This window comes from Streptomyces sp. NPDC046985 (assembly GCF_040644415.1).
In the GTDB taxonomy this organism is placed as follows: domain Bacteria; phylum Actinomycetota; class Actinomycetes; order Streptomycetales; family Streptomycetaceae; genus Streptomyces.
Map to the genome: position 1 here is coordinate 389993 of NZ_JBEYWK010000001.1, position 15250 is coordinate 405242.

At 71.6% G+C, this 15250-nt stretch carries 14 protein-coding genes and 1 pseudogene; 3 read left to right on the forward strand and 12 right to left on the reverse strand.

The features are described 5' to 3' along the window. Window positions 1-117: 117 nt before the first annotated feature. Together ABZ861_RS01675 and ABZ861_RS01680 are read left to right on the forward strand one after the other, a co-directional pair. Entirely contained in the window at window positions 118-672 is a 555-nt protein-coding gene (locus ABZ861_RS01675) for a peroxiredoxin (protein WP_361621876.1), read from the forward strand. Between the two features lie 3 nt (window positions 673-675). After that, the gene (locus ABZ861_RS01680) at window positions 676-1209 is read left to right on the forward strand and encodes an alkyl hydroperoxide reductase (protein ID WP_361621879.1); all 534 of its coding nucleotides are present in this window, start codon (window positions 676-678) and stop codon (window positions 1207-1209) included. A 30-nt stretch (window positions 1210-1239) separates the two neighbouring features. Here the strand turns inward: ABZ861_RS01680 and ABZ861_RS01685 are convergent, their stop codons facing one another. From ABZ861_RS01685 to ABZ861_RS01710, 6 genes and pseudogenes are all read right to left on the reverse strand, one after another. Then, on the reverse strand, window positions 1240-2628 hold the full coding sequence (locus ABZ861_RS01685; protein WP_361621882.1) for an AI-2E family transporter: 1389 nt from the start codon (window positions 2626-2628) through the stop codon (window positions 1240-1242). A gap of 126 nt (window positions 2629-2754) precedes the next feature. Then, complete coding sequence (locus ABZ861_RS01690; protein ID WP_361621885.1) at window positions 2755-3459, reverse strand: transglycosylase SLT domain-containing protein; 705 nt, start codon at window positions 3457-3459, stop codon at window positions 2755-2757. A gap of 438 nt (window positions 3460-3897) precedes the next feature. Then, window positions 3898-5223: a PhoH family protein gene (locus tag ABZ861_RS01695; protein ID WP_361621888.1), complete on the reverse strand. Its 1326-nt coding sequence runs from the start codon at window positions 5221-5223 to the stop codon at window positions 3898-3900. A 317-nt stretch (window positions 5224-5540) separates the two neighbouring features. Then, complete coding sequence (locus tag ABZ861_RS01700) at window positions 5541-6314, reverse strand: isoprenyl transferase (protein WP_361621891.1); 774 nt, start codon at window positions 6312-6314, stop codon at window positions 5541-5543. A gap of 916 nt (window positions 6315-7230) precedes the next feature. Beyond that, window positions 7231-7353: pseudogene (locus tag ABZ861_RS01705) on the reverse strand (SAM-dependent methyltransferase); the annotation flags it as partial. Window positions 7354-7416: 63 nt separating this feature from the next. Beyond that, complete coding sequence (locus ABZ861_RS01710; protein WP_361621894.1) at window positions 7417-8160, reverse strand: A24 family peptidase; 744 nt, start codon at window positions 8158-8160, stop codon at window positions 7417-7419. A gap of 163 nt (window positions 8161-8323) precedes the next feature. Between ABZ861_RS01710 and ABZ861_RS01715 the strand changes: the two genes are divergently transcribed. After that, entirely contained in the window at window positions 8324-8761 is a 438-nt protein-coding gene (locus ABZ861_RS01715; protein WP_361621897.1) for a DUF192 domain-containing protein, read from the forward strand. Between the two features lie 139 nt (window positions 8762-8900). Here ABZ861_RS01715 and ABZ861_RS01720 read toward each other — a convergent pair whose 3' ends face one another. The 6 genes from ABZ861_RS01720 to ABZ861_RS01745 form a co-directional block, all read right to left on the reverse strand. Further along, the gene (locus ABZ861_RS01720; RefSeq protein WP_361621900.1) at window positions 8901-10334 is read right to left on the reverse strand and encodes a hypothetical protein; all 1434 of its coding nucleotides are present in this window, start codon (window positions 10332-10334) and stop codon (window positions 8901-8903) included. Next, the gene (locus ABZ861_RS01725; protein ID WP_361621903.1) at window positions 10324-12861 is read right to left on the reverse strand and encodes a hypothetical protein; all 2538 of its coding nucleotides are present in this window, start codon (window positions 12859-12861) and stop codon (window positions 10324-10326) included. The genes ABZ861_RS01720 and ABZ861_RS01725 overlap by 11 nt, the downstream gene beginning before the upstream one ends. Window positions 12862-13067: 206 nt before the next feature. Next, a complete protein-coding gene (locus tag ABZ861_RS01730; RefSeq protein WP_361621906.1) occupies window positions 13068-13784 on the reverse strand; it encodes an OmpA family protein in 717 nt (238 codons plus the stop codon). A 10-nt stretch (window positions 13785-13794) separates the two neighbouring features. Next, a complete protein-coding gene (locus ABZ861_RS01735; protein WP_361621909.1) occupies window positions 13795-14376 on the reverse strand; it encodes a hypothetical protein in 582 nt (193 codons plus the stop codon). A gap of 34 nt (window positions 14377-14410) precedes the next feature. Further along, entirely contained in the window at window positions 14411-15016 is a 606-nt protein-coding gene (locus tag ABZ861_RS01740; RefSeq protein ID WP_361621912.1) for a pilus assembly protein TadG-related protein, read from the reverse strand. Beyond that, a complete protein-coding gene (locus ABZ861_RS01745) occupies window positions 15013-15246 on the reverse strand; it encodes a hypothetical protein (protein WP_361621915.1) in 234 nt (77 codons plus the stop codon). The genes ABZ861_RS01740 and ABZ861_RS01745 overlap by 4 nt, the downstream gene beginning before the upstream one ends. Between the last annotated feature and the right edge of the window lie 4 nt (window positions 15247-15250).

Here is a 15250-nt window from a genome sequence, read left to right on the forward strand (position 1 = left end):
TCAACACGACCGAGTGTAGCTATTTCCGCAATCAATGCACGATGTGCCACCATCGGCATGATCCAACCCATGGGACGTACGCGAGCCTCGCGCGGTCCCTCAGTGCAAGGAGAGCGCGTGCTCACTGTCGGTGACAAGTTCCCCGAGTTCGAACTGACCGCCTGCGTCTCGCTGGAGCCGGGCGCGGAGTTCCAGGAGATCAACCACAAGACCTACGAGGGCAAGTGGAAGGTGATCTTCGCTTGGCCCAAGGACTTCACCTTCGTGTGCCCGACCGAGATCGCCGCCTTCGGCAAGCTGAACGAGGAGTTCGCCGACCGCGACGCCCAGGTGCTCGGCTTCTCCGGCGACTCCGAGTTCGTCCACCACGCCTGGCGCAAGGACCACGACGACCTGCGCGAGCTGCCCTTCCCGATGATGGCCGACTCCAGGCACGAGCTGATGCGCGCGCTGGGCATCAAGGACGAGGAGGGCTTCGCCAAGCGCGCGGTCTTCATCGTGGACCAGAACAACGAGATCCAGTTCACCATGGTGACGGCGGGCTCGGTCGGCCGTAACCCCAAGGAGGTCCTGCGGGTCCTGGACGCGCTTCAGACGGACGAGCTGTGCCCGTGCAACTGGAGCAAGGGCGACGAGACCCTGGACCCGGTCAAGCTGCTGGCCGGTGAGTGACCCGTGTCCCTCGACTCCCTGAAGTCCGCCCTGCCGGACTACGCCAAGGACCTGAAGCTCAACCTGGGCTCGGTCATCGGCAACAGCGACCTGCCGGCGCAGCAGCTCTGGGGCACGGTGCTGGCCACGGCCATCGCCGCGCGCTCCCCGCGGGTGCTGCGCGAGCTGGCGCCGGACGCGAAGGCGAACCTGTCGCCTGAGGCGTACACCGCGGCCAAGTCCGCGGCCGCGATCATGGCGATGAACAACGTCTTCTACCGCACCCGGCACCTGCTGTCGGACCACGAGTACGGCGCCCTGCGCGCCGGTCTGCGGATGAACGTCATCGGCAACCCGGGCGTCGACAAGGTCGACTTCGAGCTGTGGTCCTTCGCGGTGTCGGCTGTCAACGGCTGCGGCATGTGCCTGGACTCGCACGAGCAGGTGCTGCGCAAGGCGGGCGTCGACCGCGAGGTCGTCCAGGAGGCCTTCAAGATCGCCTCGGTGATCCAGGGCGTCGCGACGACTCTGGACGCGGAGGCGGCGCTGGCCGAGTGACCCGGCCGGCGCCCGCCCTCCGAGCCCCGTTCACCCCTGCGGTGCGCGGGGCTCGGCGCTCTCCGGCGCCGGCTCCCCGGGATCAGGCGACTCCGGCGACACCGGCGTCTCCGGCGTCTCCGGCAGCGGCGGCCGCTGCGGGACGACGTCCGCCGAGGCGGTCGACCCGCGCGGCCGGGGGGACTGATGCAGCGTCTGATCGTGGGCATAGGCCCGCAGATAGCCGACGACCGTGTTGGTGACCGCCACCAGCGGCACCGCCACCACCGCGCCGCCGATGCCCGCGATCATGCCGCCCGCGGCCACCGTCAGCACCACCGCCAGCGGATGGACCCGCACCGCCCGGCCCAGGATGAACGGCTGGAGCACATGGCCCTCGATCTGCTGCACCAGCAGCACCACCGCCAGCACCATCACAGCGGTGAACACCCCCTGGGTGACGAGCGCGACGACCACCGCCAGCGCGCCCGAGACCACCGCGCCCACCAGCGGGATGAACGCGAACAGGAAGATGAACACGGCCAGCGGCACCGCCATCGGCACGTTCAGGAAGTAGATGCCGAGGCCGATGAAGATGGCGTCTATCAACGCCACGATCACCGTGCCCCGCACATACGCCGTGAGCGTGCGCCAGGCGCGCGGACCGGCGCCGGCCACGCCCGGACGGGCCGCCGCGGGCACCAGCTTGAGCGTCCACTCCCAGATCCGCCGGCCGTCGTAGAGCAGGAAAAGCGTCGAGAAGACGGTCAGCAGGATGCCGGTGAGCGCCTCGACGACCACCGTCACGCCTTCGAGCCCGGCGGAGGTGATCTGGTCGGTGTTCGCCCCGATCGCGTCCCGCAAGTTCTTGGCGATCTGGTTGATCTGCTTGTCGGTGACGTGGAAGGGGCTGTTCAGCAGCCACTTGCGCAGCTCGTCGATGCCGTCCTGGATCTGGCTGGAGAGCGTGTCGATGTTCTCCATGACCTGCCAGGTGACGAACCATCCGATCAGGCCCATGACGACGAAGCCGAGGATCGCGGTGAGCGCGGTGGCCGGTCCGCGCGGCAGCCCGTAGCGGCGCAGCCGCGCCACCGTGGGCTGGAGCAGCGCCGTGACGAGCAGCGCGGCCACGAAGGCCAGCACCACCAACTGGACGGCGCTGATGACCCGCATCAGCACCCAGAGGGTGCCCGCCAGCACCAGCAGCCGCCATCCGGCCTCCGCCGCCACCCGGACGCCCCAGGGCACCGCCTGGGCGGGGTCGGGCCGGACCGGTACGACGGTCACTTGACCGGGCTGGTGCCCGTTGAGCGCACCCCGCTCCGGTTCGGATCCGACGCGGTCCTTCTCCACTTCGGCGCGGCGCTCGTCCAGCCGTTCACCCATCTCGGTGAGCCCGGCGCCGAGCCGTCCGAGCCACCCTCGCACACGCGACATGATCCGTCCTCTTCCCCCGGCCTTCCCCGCCACTCCTCCGGGAGCCGTCCTCTCTGACGCTACATGGCGACAGCCCCTCCCCCTAGAGACGGGGAGGGGCTGTGCGGGGTTGAGCGCGGCGCGGGATCAGTAGTTCCCGTTGGCCTGCCAGTAGGACCAGGCGTCGCAGGGGCTGCCGTAGCGCTGGTTCATGTAGTTGAGGCCCCACTTGATCTGGGTGGCCGGGTTGGTCCGCCAGTCGGCGCCCGCCGAGGCCATCTTGCCGCCGGGAAGCGCCTGGACTAGGCCGTACGCGCCCGAGGAGGGGTTGACCGCCCGGTAGTTCCAGGTGGACTCGTGGTCCACGATGTTGCTGAAGCACTGGAACTGGCCGCCGGGCACGATCTGCCGTGCGATGGCCTGCACCGCGCTGACCGAGTAGGAGCTCTGCAGCGGGAAGCTGGAGGCGTCGCGGGCGGCGCTGCGGCTGGCCGCCTTCTCGGCTTCCTCGCGCTTCTTGGCCTCTTCGGCGGCCTTGGCCGCTTTCTCGGCGGCGTCCTTCTTCGCGTACGCGGTCTCGGCGGCCGCCTTGCGCGCCGCCGCCTCGGCGTCCTTCTTGGCGGTCGCGTCGGCGGCGATGGCCTGGGCGTCGGCCTGCTGGGCGAGGGAGGCGGTCTGCACCTGGGCCTGCTGGCCCGCGGGAATGTCCGCGAGCAGCGTCGCGTCGGCTGCCGTCGCCTCGGCGTCGTTGTTCTGAGCGGTGCTGCCCGAGGCAACGCCGACGACGCTTCCCACAGCGGTGACCGCAGTGGCCGAGGCCACCGCGAATCCCCGGACCGAGATCCGGCTCACACGGTTTTCCTTCCAGCATCGCCCGCTTCGGTGACCCTGGCGGACGCAATCGTGCCCCCTGGCACTGGCCTCCCAACTGCGGGGTCACGGGGAGACGCGGGCCCGGTGGGCAACTCCCGGAAAGGGAGCGCCGCGTGGTGCTCGGGCGGCATACGACGGCGCTATGGAGTTGGCTGGTGCTCAAGAGGCGCTGCACCGCTGGGAATACAACTGTGTCGTATGCGGGGCCTGACAGGACTGAGACTCTGCCGCAACGGGATGCCGCGAGGCAATTCCGGGTTGAGTGTGAAAGCTCACATCCCGTTTGGCCCAAGGAGTTTGATGGAATCCCCGCACACGCGGACGCCGCCCGGCTAGGCTCTCGGCCTTTAGGGGCGGCGTCGACGGCCGCGTCACCGCGTCCCCGCCGGGGCCCGGTGCGCACCTCGGTCGGACGTGTCAGATGTGCCCGTCCTCCAGCATCTCCGTGACCAGGGCCGCGATCTGGGACCTCTCGGACCGGGTCAGCGTCACGTGGGCGAACAGCGGATGCCCCTTCAGCTTCTCCACCACGGCGACCACGCCGTCGTAGCGGCCGACCCGCAGGTTGTCCCGCTGCGCCACGTCATGGGTGAGCACCACCCGCGAGTTGGCGCCGATCCGGGACAGCACGGTCAGCAGGACGTTCCGCTCCAGCGACTGGGCCTCGTCCACGATGACGAACGCGTCGTGCAGGGACCGGCCGCGGATGTGGGTGAGCGGCAGCACCTCCAGCATCCCGCGCGCGGTGACCTCCTCGATGACCTCACGCGAGGCGACCGCCGACAGGGTGTCGAAGACCGCCTGCGCCCACGGGCTCATCTTCTCGGCCTCGCTGCCGGGCAGATAGCCCAGTTCCTGCCCGCCCACCGCGTACAGCGGGCGAAAGACCATCACCTTCTTGTGCTGACGGCGCTCCAGGACCGCCTCCAGGCCCGCGCACAGCGCCAGCGCCGACTTGCCGGTGCCGGCCCGGCCGCCCATGGAGACGATCCCCACGTCCGGGTCGAGCAGCAGGTCGAGCGCGATGCGCTGCTCGGCGCTGCGGCCCTTGATGCCGAACGCCTCCCGGTCTCCGCGCACCAGGCGCACGCTGCCGTCGGGGGTCACGCGCCCCAGCGCGTTGCCCCGCTCGGACTGGATCGTCAGGCCCGTGTGCACGGGCAGCTCGGCGGCCTCGGGGACGTGCACACGGCCCTCTTCGAAGAGGACGTCCACCTGTTCGCCCGGAAGGGTGAGGTCGGACATGCCGGTCCAGCCGGAGGCGTCCGTGATGGCGAGTTCGGCGCGGTACTCCTCGGCCAGCAGGCCGACGGAGGACGCCTTGATCCTGAGCGGCAGGTCCTTCGAGACGACGGTGACGTCGTACCCCTCGGCCTGGAGGTTGCGGGCGACCGCGAGGATCCGCGAGTCGTTGTCCCCCAGCCGGTAGCCGGTGGGCAGCACGCTGGGGTCGGAGTGGTTCAACTCGACCCGGAGCGTCCCGCCGAGGTCCCCGATCGGGATCGGGGCGTCCAGACGGCCATGGCGAATCCGGTAGTCGTCGAGCAGGCGCAGGGCCTGCCGGGCGAAGTAGCCGAGTTCGGGATGATGCCGCTTTGCCTCCAGTTCCGTGACCACGACGACGGGGAGCACGACCTCGTGCTCGTCGAAGCGGGTCAGTGCGTTCGGGTCCGCCAGCAGGACGCTGGTGTCGAGAACGTAGGTGCGCCGGTCTGGCTTGTGGCGCTTAGTGCTGGTCACCACGGAAGGACGTACCCCCTCGGATGAGGTCGGGGAGCGACGAGGCGGAGGTGGGCCGGTCGACGGCCGCGATGCACGCGCGCGGGCCGAGGACCGGCCCTCCGCGGCTGCTTCCGTGCGGTGAGCGCACGGTCGGGCTGGTGCAAAGGGCCTCCCGGGCGGGCGGCCCCGTGCCGCCCGCTGAGATGCGACACCCGTGGTTCGGGTGCCGACCTGACGGGGTTATGCCCTTTACGGTGCACCGCCATGCAACGGCGGGCTGCGCCACCCGGATGAACTCCTCGTGAAGAGCGGCGCGCCGCTCGCCTCCCGTGCGGCGCTCAGCCCCCGTAGCGGCGGTGACGGGCCGCGTAGTCGCGCAGCGCGCGCAGGAAGTCCACCTTCCGGAAGGCCGGCCAGAAGACCTCGCAGAAGTAGTACTCGGCGTGCGCCGTCTGCCACAGCATGAATCCGGACAGCCGCTGCTCCCCGCTGGTGCGGATCACCAGGTCCGGGTCGGGCTGGGCCTTGGTGTAGAGGTGCCGGCCGATCATGTCCACGTCCACGGCGTCGGCGAGGTCCTCCAGCGGGACGCCCCGGTCGCGGGCGTCGTGCAGCATCGAGCGCACGGCGTCGGCGATCTCCTGTCGGCCGCCGTATCCGATGGCCACGTTGACCACTATGCCCGGCACGTCGGCGGTGGTCTGCTCGGCGTCCTTCAGAGTGGCCTGCATGGCCGCCGGGAGCAGGTCCCGGGCGCCGACGTGGTGCACGCGCCAGCGGCCGTCGGCGGCCAGCGTGCGGACGACGTCCTCGATGATGCCGAGGAGGGGGCCCAGTTCGTCCTGCGGCCGGTCGAAGTTGTCCGTGGACAACAGCCAGAGGGTGACCACCTCGACGTCCGTCTCGGCGCACCAGCCGAGGAACTCCTCGATCTTGTCGGCGCCGGCCCGGTGACCGTGCGCCGTGGAGGAGCCCGCGGCCTTCGCCCAGCGCCGGTTGCCGTCCATGATGACGCCGATGTGCTTGGGCACCTGAGCGTGGTCCAAGTGACCTTCCACCCGGCGCGCGTACAGCCTCACCAGCAGACCGCGCAGCGTGTCGCGCAGGTTCACGTGTTCGTCAGCCCCTCCGTCGGGATCGGACAGGCGCGGCCGGGGGGCACTCCCCGCCCGTGCGGCGGCCTGGTCCGAATGGCGGTCCCCCGGGGCGAAGCGTACCCCCGGTGCTTCCAGGGTCCCGCACCCGGTTGTCCTGCGCGCCCCTAAGTAGGGGCGGTTGAGCGAGGGCCGTGGGGAGGGGTGGTGAGGGGGGTGTGCGTACGCCGGGTGGGGCGCGCGCTGGGGGGCGCGTGCGCTGGGCGGGCGGCGGCGTGGAGGGGGCGGCGGGCGCCGTGGGCGTGGGCAGAAAGCCCCCTCGAAGGAGCCGTCGAGAACCGGCGAGGAGCCGCAAGGGGGCTTCGGAATGGAAAGCAGCCGGGGCCCGCGGGGCCCGGGAACAGAAAACGGGCCGGTCCGTGGGGGGGATACGGACCGGCCCGAGGGGGGGTTTCCACCATAACCCTTCGTGAGTGCTACTGCGCGCTTCGGCGCGAAACAACTACTCTCCGAAGTCATCCGGCGACGCCCGAGGAGGGGCGGAGCCTGTCATTCCGCACCCGATCCTGGCTGGAACACAGCGAATTCACAGGGAAAACAGTCCGGGTGCGCCGCGTTGCGGAGACTTTGCGCCATCTAGGGGGCGCTCGGCGCGTCGTGCCCGCGTCGCCCGACCGGGCGACCCGGTCGCGAACGCGCGCTTGACGCGGGCGGCGGTCCGGCCGGAGTCGTCCGGAGGGCGCGGAGCTGGGCTCGCGGTCGCGCGCGGCACCGCGCCATCCCCTCCACAGCGCGCCGCCGCCCGCGCCGCTTTGCTCACGCGATTTGCAATGTTCCGAACTTAGTAGAGGCGAGAGTGTGACGGGAGGGGCCTGCGATAACGATGTGGACACCGTGAGACGCCGTCCCAGAACTCCCGGAGCGGCACCCCCCGTCACGCCGCCTTACGGCCCTCGATCAGATGGCGCGTGCTGTACGCCACGAACGGGCCTCCCGAGCCGATCTCCTCGTGCAGCTCACGCAGCCTGGGCTCGTGGGCCTCGACTGTGAAGCCGGGCGGCGGGCGCAGCCGGTGGAGAGGCGGGCCCGGTGGAGAAGCGGGCGCGGCGGGCAGAGCGGGTCACGTCGCCGTGAGCGCCCCCAGCAGTACGCCTGTGAGCGCGCCGCCGATCATGAACGGCCCCAGCGGCATCGCCGTCTTGCGGTTCGCGCGGCGCAGCAGCACCAGTCCCAGGCCGTAGCAGGCGCCGTACAGCAGTCCGGCGGTGCCGCCGAAGACCAGGACGGGCCAGCCGTACCAGCCGAGCGCCGCCCCCAGCGCGGGCGCCAGTTTGACGTCGCCGAAGCCCATCCCCGAGGGGTTGACGAGGAAAAGCACGAAGTAGACGGCGCCCAGGGCGGCCGCGCCGAGCAGCGCCGTCCGCCAGGAGCCGCCCGCGGCGGGCAGCAGCGCGGCCGCGCCCAGCAGGACGGCGGTCCCCCCGGCCAGCGGCAGCGTCAAGACGTCCGGCAACCGGTGCACGCGCAGGTCGACGAGCGCGAGCAGCACGCAGAGCGGCGCCGCCAGCAGCCAGACGGCGGCCTCGGGCCGGGGCCCGGTGGCCGCGGCGAGCGCCGCGCAGACGAGGGCGGTGACCGTGACGGCGACCGGGGCGCCCGGCCCGTACCCGGCGCACTGTGCGACGGCCGTGCAGCGGGCCCGGCCCAGCCAGCCCCCGAACGTCCCCGTGATCGGATGCCCGGCGGGGCAGTCCGCCCGCCACCGCTGCCCGGCGTCCACCGAGAACCGGTGCACGGCCCGGGGCACCAGCATTCCGGCGCCCGCGCCCCACAGGGCGGCGACGACGATCAGTAGTACGCGCACGCGGGGACCCTAGTCCGTGCAAGTACGCCCCGCATGGGCCCATGGACCCATGCGGGGCCCATGACCCGGCGGATACGGTCGGGCGGCACGGTGCCGGCACGGCGTGGCGTACGCGGCGCGATGGCCAGGCGAGGCAGGGCGAAGTGGGGAGGCGGGCCCGGGGATGGGGAGGGGACGGCGCCGGCGGGACGGGCGGGGCGAACTGGTCGTGCACGGCGAGGACGGTACGGCCGCCGAGCCCCCGGCCCAGGCGGCGACCGCGGCGACGGCCCCGGTGGCGGTGCTCGTGACGGTGCCGCTGGAGCTGGCGTCCTCTTATCGTGCCCGTACGAGGGGGCTGTTGGGCCGCGACGGGATCGACGGGGCGATCCTGCTGTCCCCCGCCAACAGCGTGCACACCTTCCGCATGCGCTTCCCCATCGACGTCGCCTACCTCGACCGTCACCTGCGCGTCCTGGCCGTCCGCACCATGCCTTCGGGCCGCCTCGGCCTGCCCCGCCTCCGCTCCCGGCACGTCCTGGAGGCGGAGGCGGGCGCCATGGCGGGATGGGGACTGCGAGCGGGCACACAGGTGGAGATCCGGGAGACGGATCAGGGATAGGCGAGTCCCTGGATAAGGGGAGTGACGGTGGGGCGCTCGCTGGGGTGCGCTGTCGGGGGTGGCTGGCGGTGCGGGGCTGGCTGGCTGGCGGTGCGTTGCGGGGCTGGCTGACGGTGCGTTGCGGGGGGGGGCGCTGGAGTCAGGGCGTGGCGGCTCGGTCCCGTAGGTGGGGCGGCAGGGTCGGGTCGGTCGCGAGGCGGGTGAGGGCCTCGCGGCTCCGTGCCGCCGTGCCGTGCCAGCGGAGCATGTCGACGGCCTCCTGCGCGGCCGTCCCGCACCGCGCGTACCGTTCGGCGAGTTCCATCGCCCAGGGGGTGAGGAGCGCGTCGTCGTCCACGTCCCTGCCGAGCCAGACGAAGACGCCCGCGGCGATCCAGGCGCCGATCCAGGTCGCCCACTGCCGCGCGAAGCGGCGCGCCTCCGCGCCGTCCGGGTCGCGCGGCACACCCGGCACGCCCAGCAGCGCGCACTCCCGCACCGCCTCGGCCATGCGCTCGCGGGTGACCTGGCGCGGGTAGGGCATCAGCTCCCACATGACCGCGCGGACGTCGAGCCAGGCGGGCAGCCGGTCGTCCCCGGTTCCGCTGCCCGCGGGGTCCGGCGCCGGCCCGAACGGCCCCGGCAGCGGTTCGGCCGGGGCGAGGGCCGTCAGCACGGCTCGGGCGCGGGCGGTGTTCTCCTCGTCCTCCGGCAGATCCTCCGGCCACTGGAAGCCGCTGCCCCAGCTATACGGCAGTTCGCGCACGGCGGGCGGCAGCAGGGGCGCCTCGTCCCGCGCCGGTCGCCGCGCACGGGCCTCGTAACGCGGGCGGCGCAGCTCGATGAGCGCCTCGCGCGCGCGAGCGCGGACGTCCTCGTCCGTCTCCGCCTCGCGCGCCAAGGCGTGGGTGCCCGCGTCCGTCTCCCGCTCGCGGGTCAGGGCGTGGGCGTCCTCGTCCGTCTCCCCCTCGCGCACGACGTCCAGCAGCGCCCGCTCCCCCTCGGGTGAGCCCAGGGCGTGCAGCAGTTCCAGCGCTTGGCCGGGCGCGAGCCCGCCGACGGCGCACCGCCCGGCCGCCGCCGCGATCGCCGCCGCGTCGTACGGCTGCTCCCCCAGCCACCGCAGCACGTCGCGGGCCCAGTCGGAGAGCGCGTCGCGGGCCAGCGTTTCGACGATCAGGTCCCGTTCCCGCCGCAGCCACCAGCGCGGAACCGGCGGCCGCGCCGACCCCGCCCAGTCCTCGACGACGGCGGCGACCCCCTCACGGGTGAACGATCCGGCGTCCGGCAGGGCCTCGTCGAGCCGTTCGCCCGCGCCCTGGCGGATTCGCTCGAAAAGCTCCCAGGAGTCGTCGTTCCAGAGGCTCCGCGCGGGCGGCCGCGGGGCGGGCTGGGCCGCCGTCAGCGCGTCCAACGCCGACTGTTCGCTGGCTCGCGTGTGCGGCAGTTCCGCGAGACCGCGGGTCCGTCGCCGGGTCAGGTCGGACCAGGGAGGGGACAGCCGGCTCATGCCCGCGGGCAGCAGCGGGCGCGTCGTCGCGGCCCGGTCGCCGCGCCCGCGCGGGCCGTCCGCCGGTTCTGCCTCAGGAAACACCCAGGTACTCCATCGCGGTCTTCGGGTCCTTCATCCTGCCCGAGTCCCGGGCCGCCTGCTTCTCGGCGTCGGTCATCCGGCTCCACGCGTCGTCCATCTCCCGGAGCTGCCGGGGCGAGAGATCCTGCCCGGCGACGCGCAGGGCGAGGCCGTTGTCGGCCAGGGTCCGCGCGGGCGAACCGAGCGGCGCCTCGCCCGTCTTCTTGTCCTTCTGGAAGCCGTCGAAGACCTTGTCCCAGCCCTGCTGCGTCTCGATCTCGTAGCGCGCCGCGCGGCCGGGGGCCGCCTTCTGCCACTTGGCCAGCTTCCCGGCCTGGGCGCGCACCGACGCCTGAGCGGCCGCCTGCCCGGTGTTCTTGACCTCCACGACGTGCACGGCGCCGTCCTTCCCCTTGTAGACGACGTCGGCGTCGTCCACGGCGCTGAGATCGGCGGTGGTCCCGTCGCCCAGGTCCACGGTCTTACGGCCCTTCTTCAAACCGACCCCGGCGTACACCTTCGTGCCCTCGGCCGCCTCGTCGGCAGCGCGCCGGGCCGCCCTGACCTCCGCCATGGCCTCGGCGAGCTGGTGCCGGTCGCCCGCCCTGAGCACGGGACCGCCCAGCGCGCCGCGGCTCTGGCTGTCGATGTTCCTGGTCCGCAGCATGTCCGAGAGGTCGGTGAGGGACTGGGCGAGTTCTTCCTTGCCGATCTCGCCCTTGGCCAGGTCCGGGTGGTCCTTCGCCTGGGCCACCAGGTCGTCGATCCTGCGCTCGTCGAGCTGGAACCGGTCGCCCTTGGGCGTCTTCTGCTTGTCCCTGGCGTCAGCGATGGTCCGCTTGGCCTCGTCGGCGGCCTGCCGCAAGTGCGCGGCGGCGGCCGCCGCATCCGCCTCGTCCGCCTGCTTGCGCGCCTCCTCGGCCTGCTTCTCGGCCTGCTCGTCGCAGCCGTCGTCGGCGAGGACGACGTAGGGGGCGGAGGCGCCGGCGGCGAGGACGGCGGTGGCGCCGGGGGATTCGATGCCGGTTCCGGTTCCGGTTTCGGTATCGGTCCCGGTTTCGCTTACGGCTTCTTCGCCCGGGTGAGGGGCGGGGGCGCCGGGGGATTCGCTCGGGCCGTCGCCGTACGGGATTCTGCGGGCCGGGGCGGAGACGGTGCAGCCGGACTGGCGCGCCTTCCTCTCGGCCTCGTCGGCCGCCTCGTCCGCCTGCTTCGCCGCCTTCTCGGCGCCCTCGGCGTCTCCGGCCTTCGCCGCCTTCTTCGCGTCCTCGGCCGCCTTTCCGGCCGTCTCCGCGAGTCGGCCGAGTTTGCCCAGCCTGCCGATCTTGCCGAGGTCCCCGACCTTCTCGACGACCTTGGCGGCGTCGTAACCGGGAATGAGGATCGAGCCGACGTTCCAGAGGACGTGGGTGACGGCGCGGGTCTTGTCGCCGTGCTTCCAGTCGTCGGCCGCGTCGGCGCCGACGAACATGTCGTACAGGACCGTCCCGCCGGTCTTCAGCGAGGCGCCGCCCCAGCTCCACACCGCGCCGAAGTGGTCGCCCTTGGCCCACTTGGCGCGGGCGCCCTGGGAGTCGTCCCACCAGTCGTCGCCGAGCTTCTCGCCGTAGGCGCCGATGCCCTTGATCGTGTCCACCGGGTGGCGGACCATGCCGTAGATCCCAGTGACGTCGCCCCACACGCCGTCGACGAACAGCCCCTGTCCGGCCTGCTTCACCTGGTGACCGGCGCAGCCGAAGAAGGCGCCGACGCCGGAGAAACAGCCGTGGTCCTTGCTTCCGCCGCCTTGGTTCTTGTCTGCGGTGGGTTTGTCTCCGGTGGGTTTGTCTGCGGTGGGTTTGCTTCCGCTGGGCTTGTCTCGGGTGGGCTTGCTTCCGGTGGCGTTGTCTTGGGTGTTCTTGCCGTCGCCGGACCTGGGGCCGCCGGTGGGCCTGGCGCCGTCTCCGGGGCCGGAGGCGTGGGCGTCGCCCGTAGGAGCGGGGCAGCCCATGCCGGTCACCTTGCAGACCTGGGCCTGGATGCCGCCGAAGATCTGCGTTCCGAGCCCGCCGACCACCAAGGCCAGCACGACGGCCATGACGAGCGCGACGAGTCCCGCGTACTCGACGGCGGTCTGCCCCTCGTCCTGCCGCCGCCACCGCATCATCCGCGCGACCGAGAACGGCCGGGGCTCGATCCGCTCCGCGGCGGGGAGGAGGTACCACTGACGGCTCTCCGGCTGGAGGAGGAAGCAGAGGATGAGGACGGGCAGGAGGAGCTGCGTGCCGCCGCGGGCGTTCCCGGCGACGACGTGGACGAGCGCGCCGAGGATCAACCACGCCTGCACGCCGATCAGTCCGCGCCGGACGCGGGTGCCGCCCTTCCTGCTGCGCCGGGCGAGCCACCAGCCGAGGACGCCGGGCGCCGCGGCGTAGGCCGTGAGGGCGACGACGGCGCCGTCGAGGTCGCCGTACGATCCGGCGGTCAGCAGCAGGCCGATCCCGCCGAGGACGGTGACGGCGAACAGGGCGTGCACGAGCAGGAGCGCTGCGGAGAGGGAACGCGGCATCGCGCCGTCCCCGCCGTACCTGGGCGGACGCGATCCTTCCGGCCCCACTGCTTCCGCTCCCCCGAACGGCCCCATGCGTAACGCCTCCCCCGCGCTGTTCGACACAACGCACCGAGGCTAGGAAGAGACGGGCCGCCCGACGTGGGCCCGAGGACCCAAACCAGCGCCCAAATCTTCGGGCAGGCGGGCGCGCAGGTCCGGTCGCGTCAGTCCGGCTGGGTTCGGGGGAAGGTGACTTCCACGCGGCGGTTCTTCCTGCGGCCGTCCTCGGTGGAGTTGTCCGCGATGGGGTACTGCTCGGCGTAACCGCGGACGTCGAAGGTGACGTTGGGGTCGTTCAGCTCCTGGGAGAGGACGTCCTGGACGGCGTTGGCGCGTTGCTTGGACAGGGTGACGCCGTGTTCGTGGGTGCCGAGGTTGTCCGTGAAGCCGAAGACGCGGACCTGGCCGGCCTTCTGCTTCTTGATCTCCTGCGCGATGGCGTCGATGCGGGACCGCGCCTGGTCGCTCAGCTTCGCGCTGTCCTTGGCGAACAGCACCTCGGCCTGGAGGGCGAACGTCACGTCGGTGTTGGTGTCCTCGCGGCGCTCCTCACCGCCCTGGTCCTCGACCACGGACTTGATGTCCAGCACCTTGGGCGCGGCGAGGGTGGCGCCCTCGGGCAGCTTGAGGTCCGGGTCGGCGGGGTCGACCCGCACGGGCGCGGAGGCCGACGCCTCGGTCCCGGGCGGCTGGCTGGGCCCGCCGTCGGCATGAGCGGCCGCGGCGCCGCAGAGGTTCGCCGCGAGGAGGAGGGTGGCGGCGGTGAGGACTTGGGGGAGGCGGGGGTGGGGGGGACGGGGGTGCGGGTGAGGATACGGGTGGGGGTGCGGGTTCGGGTTCAGGTGCGGGTCCGATGGGGGTCGGGGTGAGGTGTGGGTCATGGTGGCCGCCTCAACCGGAGATCTTGATGGTGCCGCTGGAGAAGGTGGGGAGTTGCAGGGTGACGTCGGTGACGTCCGTCGGCGGTGACGGGAACTGCATGAAGACGGGGATGGTTTGGCCGGCGTCCACCGTGCCCAGGCCAGTCGTCGTCAGCGGACGTCCCTCAGTGTCCCGCAGGACGTAGTAGCGCTTCTTCCCATGCGAGTCCACCAGGGTGGCGCCTCCCAGTGAAATCCCGTGTCTAATGATCTCGGTTTCATCTCCACTGACTTGCGCCGGAATCGGAACAGTGTTCGCACCATCGTTCTTCAGGGTGCCATTCACAGTGACGAATCCGCCGGAATCACGCTGGGCAGAGGCGACCTGAAGAAGCAAACCGTCCGATCCCCGGAGTTCTACCAGAGGGGTTTGCGACTGACCTTCCTGAGCACTTGGTTGAGATCCGCCGCTGCCCTTCGGAGCCGATGCCGAGGCTTCCGGCTTCTTGTCGTCGCCGCTCCCACCGCAGCCGGTCGCGCCGAGGGCCAGACCGGCCATCATGGTCAGCGCGACCAACCCTCGGCGGCCCCTCGCAGTGAATCCAAGGCTCATCGCTCTGCTTCCCTTTTCGCTCGTCGTTCGCTGATCAGTTGGCCAGGTGGACGTCGAACAGATCCTGAGGTTGGGGGAGATCGGTGAGGTGCTTGGGATCCAGATCCCAGTACCTGTTGTTCTTGCAGGTGAGACGCGGCAGGACGTCCGGACCGGCATTCGCCGCCGGCGGCTGGAATGTGCAGAGCCCCTGGATCACCGCGGTGGCATGCGCCTTCGAGTGCTTGGTCGCGGTGACGGGCACCACCGACTTCCCCATGGCCTTGTTCGTCTCGACCGATACCGAGTACTTCGGGAGGTCCGGAAGGCACGTGCCGGGGAGGAGCCGGGCGTCGTTCTCCTGGGCGAGTTCACTTGCCCGCTGGCACGAGCTCCGCAGGCCAAGCCACTTGCCGTCGAAGATGTCCTGCCACTTGGCCGGGTCGAGGACGTTCTTCGTCCACGCGTCCGCGAGCTGGTCACGGGTGTCCAGGGCGGCCCCTAGCGCCGCCGCGTCGGCCGCCGTCTGCGCGCTGCTCCGATTCACCGTCGCCTGGCCGACCGCGAAGTAGGCGAGCGCAAGGAAAAGCAGGCCCCCCACCACCGTGATGTAGATGGGGAAGGCCTGCCCGGCGTCGCCGTAGCGCCGCGGTGGCGTCAATTGCCGACCTTGCCGATGAGGCCGGTGATCTTGGTCAGGATGGTCTGACCGATGCTGGTCCCCGTGATCGCCAGCACGATCGCCACCACGACCGCGATGATGCCCAGGTACTCGACCGCGGTCTGGCCCCTGTCGCCGGTGCGGCGCTGCATCGCCTCGACCGTCGTGTTCTTCCAGCCGTTCACGCGGACCTTGGTCGCCACCGCGGTCTTCAGCATCAGGTCGCTCATGGTG